Annotated in this window: 9 protein-coding genes, 1 tRNA gene and 1 pseudogene; 5 read left to right on the top strand and 6 right to left on the bottom strand. The window is 45.7% G+C overall.

Annotated features, from left to right (window positions below; genetic code table 11):
* Positions 1-23: 23 nt before the first annotated feature.
* The 4 genes from JGK16_RS00055 to JGK16_RS00040 all read right to left on the bottom strand — a co-directional run bounded on the left by JGK16_RS00055 (position 24) and on the right by JGK16_RS00040 (position 4,758).
* Positions 24-668, bottom strand: coding sequence for a hypothetical protein (locus JGK16_RS00055; protein ID WP_293189106.1), 645 nt, complete (start codon positions 666-668; stop codon positions 24-26).
* Positions 669-1,470: 802 nt separating this feature from the next.
* Complete coding sequence (locus tag JGK16_RS00050) at positions 1,471-2,424, bottom strand: PIN domain-containing protein (protein ID WP_293186757.1); 954 nt, start codon at positions 2,422-2,424, stop codon at positions 1,471-1,473.
* 138 nt (positions 2,425-2,562) lie between these two features.
* Positions 2,563-4,089 (bottom strand): site-2 protease family protein, encoded by a 1,527-nt coding sequence (locus JGK16_RS00045; RefSeq protein ID WP_293189269.1) that lies wholly within the window; start codon positions 4,087-4,089, stop codon positions 2,563-2,565.
* 595 nt (positions 4,090-4,684) lie between these two features.
* A tRNA-Arg gene (locus JGK16_RS00040) sits at positions 4,685-4,758 on the bottom strand.
* Between the two features lie 757 nt (positions 4,759-5,515).
* On the opposite strand from JGK16_RS00040, the gene JGK16_RS00035 reads away from it, so the two are divergent.
* The 3 genes from JGK16_RS00035 to JGK16_RS00025 all read left to right on the top strand — a co-directional run bounded on the left by JGK16_RS00035 (position 5,516) and on the right by JGK16_RS00025 (position 9,360).
* Positions 5,516-6,190: an Npun_F0813 family protein gene (locus JGK16_RS00035; protein ID WP_293189104.1), complete on the top strand. Its 675-nt coding sequence runs from the start codon at positions 5,516-5,518 to the stop codon at positions 6,188-6,190.
* A 551-nt stretch (positions 6,191-6,741) separates the two neighbouring features.
* Positions 6,742-7,803: a hypothetical protein gene (locus tag JGK16_RS00030; protein ID WP_293189102.1), complete on the top strand. Its 1,062-nt coding sequence runs from the start codon at positions 6,742-6,744 to the stop codon at positions 7,801-7,803.
* A gap of 564 nt (positions 7,804-8,367) precedes the next feature.
* A complete protein-coding gene (locus tag JGK16_RS00025; protein ID WP_293189267.1) occupies positions 8,368-9,360 on the top strand; it encodes a hypothetical protein in 993 nt (330 codons plus the stop codon).
* Position 9,361: 1 nt separating this feature from the next.
* Here JGK16_RS00025 and JGK16_RS00020 read toward each other — a convergent pair whose 3' ends face one another.
* On the bottom strand, positions 9,362-9,637 hold the full coding sequence (locus JGK16_RS00020) for a LapA family protein (RefSeq protein ID WP_293189100.1): 276 nt from the start codon (positions 9,635-9,637) through the stop codon (positions 9,362-9,364).
* Between the two features lie 347 nt (positions 9,638-9,984).
* Between JGK16_RS00020 and JGK16_RS00015 the strand changes: the two genes are divergently transcribed.
* Positions 9,985-10,947 (top strand): DNA polymerase III subunit delta', encoded by a 963-nt coding sequence (locus JGK16_RS00015; protein ID WP_293186762.1) that lies wholly within the window; start codon positions 9,985-9,987, stop codon positions 10,945-10,947.
* 240 nt (positions 10,948-11,187) lie between these two features.
* Positions 11,188-11,661: a peptide-methionine (S)-S-oxide reductase MsrA gene (msrA, locus tag JGK16_RS00010; RefSeq protein WP_293186763.1), complete on the top strand. Its 474-nt coding sequence runs from the start codon at positions 11,188-11,190 to the stop codon at positions 11,659-11,661.
* A gap of 92 nt (positions 11,662-11,753) precedes the next feature.
* Here the strand turns inward: msrA and JGK16_RS00005 are convergent.
* Positions 11,754-11,916, bottom strand: a pseudogene (locus JGK16_RS00005) (photosystem II q(b) protein); the annotation flags it as partial.

The following is an 11,916-nucleotide window of genomic DNA, read 5'->3' as shown; positions in this document are numbered from 1 at the left end:
GTTGATAACTCTGAGGATTTCTGTTAGTTAGCAGGCTTGACATCTTCCCACCAAAGTTGGACATAAGGCCAGAATACTTTATCATCATCTAGCCTGACTGTCACTTCATAGCGATCGATCTGAGTGAGTTCGCCTGTTTTACCATTGAATTGCAATTGTTTGGGATCGTCAGTGTGAATTTCTACCTTCTGATTCAACAGCGGCAGCATTTGCTTTGAAGAACCATGAAACGGATTTTTGCCTCTGAGCACATAGCCACCAATGAAAGATATGTACATTAAAGTTAGGAAAAATACTGTACAGAAACTCACAATCAACAGTGTTTTTGGTTGTGAAAAATTGGTATAAACGCTCGTAACTCCTACTACCATTGTTCCGAAAAATAACAGACTCGGCAGCAAGAGTCCATCTCCCAGAAACTCGCTACAAAAAAGCATCAGGGGTATCTGAAAACCAAATAATGCAGCTACCCAAATCCACCCACTCAGCAAGGATTCAGATAGTAGCCAATTCATTCCTACTGTAAGGCCGATCGCAATTCCTATCGCCCAAATCGGTGCCGCATAATCGTACTGTCTGAAGGGAAGAACTACAAAAAAGAATACAGCATAAATAAAACCCGCAATAGCTAAGGCTAATCCACTAATTATTTCGTTCCAGTTCAGCATTTTTAAATTCGGCGCAAATAGTGAAATCTTAATTAATATTATGTCGGCTTGAACAATAGTCCGGACATTTTTTTATCGCGAACGGTATAATAAGGGTTTCAGCTTCTTCAGACGCTGAAATCTTAACGGTAGAATGCCAGTTTCAGCCACCACCCCAAAAAAACTGTCCGGATTATTGCTCGAACAACCCCTATAAAATAGGTTTGAGGGTTCGGACTTCTCAGAACAAACGCATCTTATTTTTAGGATGCTTGCTAGACAAAGGTTTGGGCTATTGTGCATTTGTGTTCCCAAATGCTGAAACCCTTGCTAGGTAATGCTTACAGAATTCATGCCAATTTGAAAAATTAATGCAACAATATTGGTAGGGTGTGGATTCATCGATCGTACAAAAAAAATACAGAAAATCTGACAGCGACACAAAGCGCGACAATACTTGAGTAAACAAAGTCAACTAAGAGTGTTGCAGCAAGGATTTTTTAAATTGGTATTAGATGCGTTTGCCATGGGACTTCAGTCCTTTGATTTTTGATGCGGACTGAAGTCCGAACGATCAAACCTTATAAATGATAAAAATTAATAAATTAGACAGGAGAAGGAAAAAATTTGCGATCGCCCAAAGATGTAAAATCTAATTCCGCTAATGCTTTCTCGCTTATTTTGATGTGTTCTCAATCTGTGAATAGTTACCAATTAACCGGGCTGGCAATTACAGATTAAGGCTATCACAGACTTTTGCTACTTGCTGTCGATGGTGATAGTCCTTATTGAAGCTAGAAAGCGGAATTTTCAGACCGATATATCATTTAGGGTCGATCGACTTGACAAATTGTTGCACAGGCTGCGGTAGAGCCGGTACAAAAGTCTTTCTAAAACCCCGAGCATCCAACACTCGCCACAAAATACCCACCGCTACCGTCAAGAAAAATAACGCTCCCAAAAAATTGAACGCACCAGACAGAAAACCGCCATCCCTTTTTTTCGGAGGCGTAATGTGTTTGATCCGATATACAGCCGGCTCGTAATCTTTCCGTTCCTCGCGACTGGGCACCGGCTTTTTGGCATTGGTGCGCGAACTCTTACGGGGGCTCCCACTCAAACCCGTTTGATTAGTTTTAGTAGAACTACTGGGCGAGTCCAAATCAGAAGCGCCACGCATCGTGAACTTGCTAACAGATGTCCCGGTTTTGCCAACACCAGCATTCTGTATTCTACTGTTAGAGCGCTGAGTTGATTGGCGATCGGCTAAAGTTCGCATCAAACTTTGCAATTGCTGAGTCGCAGCCGGCGGGCGTTCCGCTTTCCTCGCCCAATTTAACAGCATCGCCGCAGTAATGCCGCAAAGATTCGCAGCCCCCACAGAAGCTATCCGCTTCAGCAGAGGCTGACTGTTGGACACAAACACCACCAGTGCGTCGGGATGTTCCTGAGCCAGACCGTAAACGCACTGAGCTGTAGCTACTACTAGCATTGCTTGTGCGCTTTGATTTTTCATCGAGGGTTCTAGGCCCCGATGCGTTTCTTGAGCATCAGTCACAATCCAGCCACTATCTGCAAAAAAGCGCATAAACTCTCTGGCCACTTGCTCTTGAGCTTTTTCTACCGCTTTCCCTGTCAGATAATCTATTTCGTCATACACTACTTCCGGGAGATAGCAACTTCCCACCTTGGCATATTCTTGCCAAACTTGGGTTCTGCCAGCCATCAAAACATCCGCATCAAAAGTTACCAATACAGGAGGAAGTTGATTAGCCATAACTTTAGCCTAGATGCTCATATCCGTGATTTTTACTTGCTAAATTAAGTTTAAACAAATTCCGAGCTTTTCTATTGGGTTAATTCATAAATATCTGGGGTGCGCCCAAGCGCACCCAGCCCACCAATGGTCAGATGATTAGTTGCCAATTCCTAAACGCCCAGCTAAAGCGGGAGTCAAGGGCAAAAGTACAGAAATCATTAAGAACAAAGCCAACAAACCCAAAGCTGCGCGAGCGTCGTCAGGTTCAGTCAGCTCGTTAAGGCTCGGCCGCTCCAGATTCCGCTGTAAAATCAGAATCACGATCGCCCAATACAAAGCCAAAGGATTAACTAAAGAAGCGATCGCCAGCACCACAAACGTCGCCAAAGTAGCGCGACTGGCAATTTTCCGGCCGTAGATTGCTTGCACAATTCTACCTCCGTCCAACTGTCCCGCAGGCATCAAATTAATCGCCGTGATTACCAAGCCCAACCAACCAATAACTACCAGCGGGTGAACGTCAACAATCTGTTGCTGCAACGCCGCACCCAAAACCACTTTTGCCAAAGTTCCCACCAAAACCGAGCCCTTGAAATACTCTGCGGGAATTTGAAACAAACTGCCGGGGTGAGAAAGCAGCAAACCCGTTACCAGCATGAGCAGAGAAATTATTCCCCCAGCGGCTGACCCAGCAAAAGCAATGTCAAACAAAACTTTACGGTTGGGAAGCAGCGACTCAAAACGCTCGATCGCCCCAAAAGAACCTATCTGAAAAGTTGGTATAAAAAACGGCCAACTCAAGCCAACCTTGTACTGATTTGCCAGCACTCGGCGAGCAATTTCGCCTGAACCTAAAACCGCCCAAATTCCCGCCGCAATTGGCAGCACTTCTGGATATCTACCAGGCGAGTTAAAGAAATCGAAACTCAGCAGCAAACCGGCTGTTTCCAAACTGGTAGCAATTGTTGCTAGTAGCAGTACGACTGCGAGGATTTTTTGAGATAGGGTAGTGGGCTGCGGGTCGTTTGTGCTGGGCAAGATAATAACTACCGGCTTCTCGTCCTGATTTTCTACTAAAAACAGGCGGTAGCGATCGTTCAATCTTTCTTGCAAACTTGCCGTCAAACGCGAGTGTACTTGTTCTGGGTCTCCCCGGAGATTGCCTTTCAAGATTACCCCATCTTGATAGGGAATCGTTTCTATAGCAAAGAAAGTATCGATGCCAAAGATGCCTTGAATTGCCTTGAGGTCTTCAACTGGAACGGGAATTATTTCTAATTCATTAGTTGCAGGCGATGTGACGATCTTAATAATTTCTTTTGCTGGTACCCGTTGTTCGTTTGCAGGGGAGTTTCCATCGCTTTGGGACTCGATCTGGGCCGGATCGGGGCGCGAGTCGATCACTGCATCGGCTGCTGCCTTCCGCAATTGCCTGCCCAGATAAATGTACAATCCCGTGGATGTCACCAGCAGCAACAATACCGCCACTAGATTTAGGTAAATCCCGGCACCGAACAAACCAAAGAACAGCAGCCACGGACTCATCAGCACCACTGACTGCAACCAAGCTAACATTCCCAGTTTGCCAAAAGGTCTGGCGCGATAAAATCCCCAACCCAGAATTCCCACAGCAACCAATACCAGTGCAATTGTGGCGGTATTTTCCGATGCCACGATCGGCATTCCGGTTGCTTGCGCCAATATCGGCTGTAACTGGTCGATCGCGCTGCGGTCTAGTAATAGCATTAAATTTTGGGGTATATGAAATAAAATTGCTCTTAACATATCCAAACCTGTCCAAAAATAGCCCGATCACTAAGGATAACTCCTGAGGGCTTCTCGACCCACAATCGCCTGCTGCTGTTTTAACTTTTGGGCGATCGGCTATTGACACAAAAGACTTTTTATGATAACACATCCGGTGTGTCAATCGATTTTAGATTGTAGATTTTAAATTTTAGATTTTAGAGGCGACCCCACGGATAAATTCGGGGGAAGAGAGGATTTGAGATTTTCGATTTGGGATTGATTCCACCGATAAATCACGTGGCGGAACATGCAGAAATTCGCTTGTCAAACATAAGAGGAAGAGGCGTAGGAGTGTCGATCGCGCGGAAGCCGGAAGATTTGCCAAATTTGGCAGGTCGGGCTTCAGGACGAATTTCATGGTGTTTTGGATGCCCGAATCCGCAACAACTGCGAAACAAACAAGGTTTCAGGTAGTCTGTCAGCTTTGGGGAAAACGTCTGAAACTATTGTCATGTATAGGTTTGGTTAACGGGTACGGCAGGACTTGAACCTGCGGCTCGCTGCTTAGAAGGCAGCTACTCTATCCAACTGAGTTACGCACCCAACTCAAAAAATCTTTAACAGTATCATTGTATCGGTGGAGTGTGCGATCGAGCAAGTAAATATTTTTTAACTTAGACAGAAACCGGTTCTATCTAAAAAACTACGATGTGGAGCGCGGCGCGATCGGGAGCGAACACGCTAGTGATGAGAGTGCCCTTGCGTCCAGGATAGCAATTCACAAAAGCTGGAGGGACTCACCTGCAAACAACACAATTGTTAAAATTCGATAGTGACAAAGCCTCAAACGTAGGCCACAAGATCGAAAAACCAGAAATCCTCCCCTGATTTTAGGCATGAGTTGAGGCAATCGTGACTAACTTGCCGATCTTTGATGATGTTTGCCAACATTCTGCTCGACTTGATATTTGAGAAAAATGTGGTAGAACTAGGATTGAAAGACTCAGGTGAAAATCCCTGATGGCAGGAAGCCTATATATAAGCTTCCTCTACGGCATCAAAGCAAAATAGTCAATCGCCCGATCGGCACGAGCTCAAAAATCAAGCGTTGCCAGTACAGCAGTCGTAAGTTGTGCGCGGGGGAATTTCCTTCGTGCATTAGTTCATATGCCATGGTTGAGAGACAATCTCAGCTTAGATACTTGTTAGCATTTGTTAGCAAAAAAGTATCGGAACGCTTGAGGAGGGGAATCCTGCTAATTAAAGTGAAATCGTTGAATCAAGCATCTCCGAGCCTAAAAGCCTGGAGATCTTCAAAAGCACAGCACCTCGGCCATGACAGGAGTCAAATCGCAGTGTCATGTTTATTCTGAAACGGCAGGATGTTGAAATATCCAATTTTCAACACCCAAAACGGGATCAACAAATTCCCATTCTCAATTATCAGGGGCAGACTTTTCGTCTCATTAGCGCCTTCAACGGCAAGCAAGCAGAAGACGCCAGAGCCTTGTGGCGGGATTTAACCGACAACCGAGGCAAAGCCTGTGTTCTGCTAGAAGAGCCGGATAGATACAGCGTCTGGGGAAAAGTCCGTCTAGATCAGCTTGCCGGTGAAGAACCGGCAGGTACAGAATCCGCTAAAGCACCGCTATTCGCGCAGGGTTGTCTGCTACTCCTCCAAGCTGTTTACTTTGACGTAGAAGACCTCTTAGGCGCAAGGCAAGCCACATCGTTTCAGAAAGATATCACCAAGGTATTTCAGCAAGGAAACTTCCCCCAGGCAGACTCCGCTGATGCGATCAAAAATTGGCTGACCGTTAGTCCCTTGCAAAATCATAAGGTGCCCCCTTGGCAAGAGCAACATCTCAAAACCTTATTGCAAGAACTTCACCGTTTGGGCAAATCATATTTTGGCAATACCGACTTCGCTGAGGGAGTGAGCGATGTGCTGCAAGATATGCCAGCACAGGATCGCACTCAGTTTCTCGATTGGCTGAAACAATCAGCCCTCAACAAGTTGTGGATCGCAGCATAGAAAATCTTTGACAATTGCTCTGACAATTGGGCCCAGATAATCGAGCTGAGATAATTTCACTGTCGGGGGCAAGGGAGATACAGGTTGGATTGCCAACTTGTATTGATCGATCGACATAATTGTTAAATCAGTTAAGAGGCCAGCTACAGTCTGGCAATTTAACTAAAATCCGATCGCAGTTCCCACCCAGAATCATTGATATGAGTGGGGGAGTGTGAAAGCCAAAAACAGAGAAAACAACATTTGAGGATATAATTTCCGAGTTTAATAGGCTACGGTAAAACCCTTAATGGTGAAGGCGCAGACCGTATTTCTATCATCTGTTCCCGGGCAAAACATCGACTAAGAACTAATTCTTTTAATTAGTAAATAGATAGTATTTTTGCTTAGTCTTCCGAGAGTGTACGAAGGCCAAAGTCCCGATGACACGCTGAGGACGCCAGTTTTTCCCGGAGCGTCAGATCAAGGTTCTTTGGCGAAAGAATCCTCATCTACAATCAAAGATTGAGATGGGGTGCGTTCAACCGCTAGTTAGGTATCGTGAAATCCCTATGAGTAGCACTTCAGAAAAGTCATCTACATCTACCTCTTTACTATCAGCTCAGACCCTCGTGATTGTGGGCATTGTCTGGGCTGTCATGGCGCTGCTGTTCTTTTTGCTGTTCAGCGTCCCTCTTTCACAAGAAGATGGTTTACCGCCTTGGTACTCGATCGGCACTTATGTTTTTGAATGCGGGGCATACCTTGGAGCGTCTTTAGTCTGTTTGAGAAACTGGAAAAGCCCCCACATGGCAAGCGGGCGTAACGTCTGGCTGGGAATTGGTTTGGGGATGCTCTTCTATTTTATCGCCGGCGTGCTGTTCGGGATTTGGGAACTCTATTTCGAGTTAGACCCAGATGTGTCCCCAGCAGATGCGTTTTATCTGGGCAGCTATGTGGTACTGATCGGAGGCATGGTTCTAGCTGTGACTTCCAAGCGACTGAATCTAGAATTTTGGCAATGGGGTTTGTTAGCGGCAATAGCAGCCTTTGGGATTGCTGTAGCTATCTGGGTTGCTGCGCCCGACTCTTGGAGACAACAGCTAGGAATGGCTCCGGCTGCTCCCCAGGAAGTAGTGACAGGATCTGCACCTGACTCAACGGCTGCCAAAGGAAAAGCCCCTGCTTTGGACAATTCTGCCCAGTCAAAAGCAAAAGGAACGGCAGCAGCGGCTGCTAAATCGGCATCGGAAGAATCAGCAGAAGCAACTAAAGCTCCCGAATGGGTGATGGCACTTGACAAGCAACTATCACCTTACGCCTATGCAATCAATTTGTTTTACATCGTCGGGGACGTTTTTCTGCTGATTATTGCTACTGCGCTGCTGCTGGCGTTTTGGGGAGGACGTTTCTCCCAATCTTGGAGAATGATTGCGGCTGCAACTTTTTCGCTTTACATCGCAGATATGTACTTCAAATGGCGCGATACTCAGGCTGAGGGTAGTTATCAAAGCGGCAGTTTACTGGAAGTCTTTTTTGTTTTCAGTGGCATCCTGTTCGGAATAGGAGCTGTTTTGGAACATGACATCTCCACCCGTTCTCGTCAAAGCAGGCGGACTCGTCGCTCCGCGTAGCGATTTGAGATTGGGGTTGCTTCGGCAAGGGAGGGGAACGTGAAAGCTTTTTTGCCCTTCCCTGCATCTGTCAACTTCAAATCGAAAATGAAAAATCATCCGAAAATGTGGGTGGAAACCCCGTCCTTTAAAGACGGCTTTATGTGTTACAATTAGCAGTCTTTACGTTGACCTCTAACAAGATGGTGAAAAGCCGATAGCTCTGGGACGCCGTAGTTAAAAGGTTCTTACTCTCCATGGGTAACTCGATATTGAACAATACTCTACTTCTAGCCCAAAGCCAGTTAAACCGAGTTAGGGCGAGTAAATCAAACAAAACCAAAAGTAGCCCCAATACCTGTGTTACACCACAGTTGGAGGGAGTAGTGGGAATTGGCATCCCCTTGTGGACTGCTGCTATATACGTGTTAAGGCACGGTATGGCGATGTGGTTGTTACGAGCAATAACCAACGGTGGTTACCTCTTCTAAAGAATCCCTGTACCTTTAGTTAGGTCAGGGAATGTCAAAGTTTGCCGATCGCACTTCCTACGTCTTTTCACGTCTTTTTGCTGGAAAACTTGGCATGACGCCCACAAAACTCTCCGATTCAGACAAACGGGAACTCCTCAGGCTGTACCGACAGTCGGACGAGAATACTATCACTCTGGCCAAGCGCTACGGAGTGAGTAGTTCGACTGTAAGGCGCATCCTTCAGGGGGCTTTGTCCGAGTTAGAATACGCATTTCTAGTCCAGCAAAAACAAAAGCGTTCGTCCGATCGTAGCACCAGCAGCCTTTCTCAACCAACAGAAACGGCTGCTGAATCGCCGGCTAAGAACTCCATCGCCCCTGGAGATACTCCCCTGTCTGAGTCACTCCCCGTCACGCAGTCAGCCCCAAATTCGAGGCCGACGATCCGAAAGCGTTCTGTATCAGCCACCCAACCTGTACCAGAAATCGAAATTCCAGGAACTTTACAGTCGGATTTCGAGGTTTCTGATTTACCAGATGCCCCCGTCGGCAATCTTGCCGAACCCAGCCACCGTGCTGTTGTGACTGGGGAACTACAGGCAATGCTTGGTGGTGAAGATTTTAGCGATTTCGACGAAGATGAGGATGAGGAGGAGGATGAGGATGAGGATGAGGAGGATTTAGATGACGACTTCGACGAAGATTTAGAGGATGAAGATTCTCTGTTTGAAGCGAGTCTGCTGGGTTCGATGTCCGGGGAGTCGATAGAACTTCGGGCTGGCCCGATTCAAGTTTTGCCTTTAAGCGAAGCATCTGTGCCCAAAATTTGCTATTTAGTAGTCGATCGGGCGGCAGAGTTAATCACCAGACCTCTGAAAGCATTTGGCGAACTCGGTCAAATTCCGGCGGCCGAAATTCGCGAGAAAACCCTACCAGTTTTTGATAATCACCGAGTGGCGCGCCGATTTTCTACTCGCAATCAAAGAGTTTTCAAGATTCCCGACGGCAGGCTGTTGCAAAAAGCCGCGCCTTACTTGCTAGCCAAAGGAATTACTCGGCTGCTGATTGAAGGTCAGGTTTATTCCATCGAAGGTGTGAAAAATTAACTTAATATTCTGCGGTGTCCGAGTCTTCGGGATTTGCTTTAAATCTAGGACGCGAGTCTTGGGAATCTGAAAGGTTCCAAAGCGGTTGTAGCACTGCACCGCCTATCAGTCCCGCACTAATGCTCATGGCCAATACTAATCCTACAGGAATCTGTATGGATTTAAACAAGATAAAGCTTAAGGCTACTGGCGCGGCGTTCTGGACTGAGATTATGCCGATCGCGCTTGCTAAAATTGCTACTAAAAAACTTATGGCGAGCAGAGGAATTGTTTTCATAAATGGGCAGAAAAGCTAACACTTTAACTAATTTTACTGCTTAATGATTTAAATCTTATGTCAAAATATTATTTTGGCAAACCTCCTATCATTAAATAATATACAACAAGATTAGGGGCAAAGTCAAGTAGATACCGGAGAAATATATTTTTTGTTAAATTAAACATAAAAAATAAACATTTTTACAATTCTAATTTTTACAATGCCAACTGTATTGCGAGTATATCATGGGCAGTCATCTCAACTAAACTAAATGGAATGATGTTAATGTTACCTTCATGTTAGTAATTTAACTTGTCAATGTACCTCATAAACTTGGAATACGCTGTATTTATCACTCTTAAAACATGGAATATTTCACATCATTGATCGGGCAAGATCGAGCAGTAGAATTGCTGACCCAAGCAGTCGATCGCAACCGAATTGCTCCCGGCTATCTATTTGTCGGCTCCAACGGCACCGGCAAAAGCTTAGCAGCACAGTGTTTCATCGAGCTTTTATTCTCAGTAAATCTTCCCGAAAGGCGATCGATAGAATCCTTGCAAAATCGCGTCCGACAGCGAAATCATCCAGACTTACTCTGGGTAGAACCAACCTACATGAACCAAGGCAAACGGCTTTCCGCAAAAGAAGCAGAGGAAGCAGGATTAAAGCGAAAAGCACCGCCCCAAATTCGCCTAGAACAAATTCGCGAAATCGGCGAATTTCTGAGCAGGCCACCACTAGAAGCTGGGCGTTCAGTCGTAGTTTTAGAACAAGCAGAAACAATGGGTGAAGGAGCAGCCAACGGCTTGTTAAAGACCTTGGAAGAACCGGGAAAAGCAGCGCTAATTTTAATTGCTCCGACTGTGGAAGCTTTGCTACCCACTTTGATTTCCCGCTGTCAAAAAATCCAGTTTTCGCGGCTGAATCCCGAAGCAATGAGACAAGTTTTGCAGCAAGGGGGATTTGCCGAGATTTTATCCCATCCCGAGGTAATCGGGATGGCGCAGGGAAGTCCTGGAGAAGCAATTGCTATTTGGCAACAACTGCAATCAATACCCGAGGATTTGCTGCAAAAAGTCAAGCAGTTGCCTCAAAATTTGCGCTCAGCTTTGGAATTGGCTAAGGAAATTGATAAAACTTTAGATACTGAATCTCAGTTGTGGTTAATTGATTATTTACAGCATTGTTACTGGCAGCAATTTTTGGCAGGCCGAATTAGCCGATCGCCCTTAGAACCCTTAGAAAAAGCCCGACAATATTTGCTAAACTACGTACAGCCGCGATTAGTCTGGGAATGCACACTAATGGGAATCTGTCAACCATAATAAGAGTGCCAAGTTTGAGCCCAATACAATAATTAAATAAATTCACCTAATTAAAAATAAAATATCGATCGCTAAAAAGCTTGCTGTATATGTCTTATCACTTCTCTCGGGACGATAACTAAAGCCGTCCTCCGACTTCTATTTCTGTTCTTCCTTCTTCCGACTTCCATTTCTATTCTTCCTTCTATCAACTGTCAACTGTCAACTGTCAACTGTCAACTCTTCCTTCTTCTTAACACAATGGAAAAAGCCACATTTGCCGCCGGTTGTTTTTGGGGAGTCGAACACAAGTTTCGCGCCGTTGCGGGTGTCATCTCGACTGCTGCGGGCTACACAGGAGGTCACTGGCCGAATCCCTGCTACCTCGACGTTTGCGCCCGAGTTACCGGTCACGCTGAAGCAGTGCTCTTGGAGTACGATCGATCGCAAATCAGTTACGAAACACTGCTAGATATATTCTGGAACTGTCACGATCCAACCCAAATCAATCGCCAAGGCCCCGACAGAGGCGAACAGTACAGGTCAGTCATTTTTTATCACAATTCGGAACAAGAAAAAGCCGCCCGCGCATCCAAACAAAAATTGCAAATTTCCGGTAAATACGACAAAGATATTGCCACCGAAATCAAACCCGCTGGTGAATTTTATATGGCCGAGGATTACCACCAGCAGTATATTGAGAAGAAGCGGCAGCCCTCCGCATCAAAGGACTAAAGTCCTCACTACAAACCTGATAAAAATATATTTTCCCAAACAAAAAGCGCCCCTATTTCTAGGAGCGCTTTTTGTCAATCAAGAGTTAAAAATTAACCGTTGATGGAAGGAGCAACCAAAGCCACGGGAGTTGTTTCACCAGCAGCCAAGTCGAGCGGGAAGTTGTGAGCATTGCGCTCGTGCATTACTTCCATACCCAAGTTAGCGCGGTTGATGACATCAGCCCAGGTGTTGATGACGCGACCTTGTGAGTCG

Origin of the sequence: Microcoleus sp. PH2017_09_SFU_O_A (assembly GCF_020738625.1) — a bacterium.
In the GTDB taxonomy this organism is placed as follows: domain Bacteria; phylum Cyanobacteriota; class Cyanobacteriia; order Cyanobacteriales; family Microcoleaceae; genus Microcoleus.
Note: the sequence above shows the minus strand (reverse complement) of the source record. Positions and strands in the feature narration are given on the sequence as shown.

Coding starts and splice junctions, on each gene's coding strand:
- JGK16_RS00055 (WP_293189106.1), bottom strand. CDS start 668: ATGCTGAACTGGAACGAAATAATTAGTGGATTAGCCTTAGCTATTGCG.
- JGK16_RS00050 (WP_293186757.1), bottom strand. CDS start 2,424: ATGGCTAATCAACTTCCTCCTGTATTGGTAACTTTTGATGCGGATGTT.
- JGK16_RS00045 (WP_293189269.1), bottom strand. CDS start 4,089: ATGCCGATCGTGGCATCGGAAAATACCGCCACAATTGCACTGGTATTG.
- JGK16_RS00035 (WP_293189104.1), top strand. CDS start 5,516: ATGTTTATTCTGAAACGGCAGGATGTTGAAATATCCAATTTTCAACAC.
- JGK16_RS00030 (WP_293189102.1), top strand. CDS start 6,742: ATGAGTAGCACTTCAGAAAAGTCATCTACATCTACCTCTTTACTATCA.
- JGK16_RS00025 (WP_293189267.1), top strand. CDS start 8,368: ATGACGCCCACAAAACTCTCCGATTCAGACAAACGGGAACTCCTCAGG.
- JGK16_RS00020 (WP_293189100.1), bottom strand. CDS start 9,637: ATGAAAACAATTCCTCTGCTCGCCATAAGTTTTTTAGTAGCAATTTTA.
- JGK16_RS00015 (WP_293186762.1), top strand. CDS start 9,985: ATGGAATATTTCACATCATTGATCGGGCAAGATCGAGCAGTAGAATTG.
- msrA (WP_293186763.1), top strand. CDS start 11,188: ATGGAAAAAGCCACATTTGCCGCCGGTTGTTTTTGGGGAGTCGAACAC.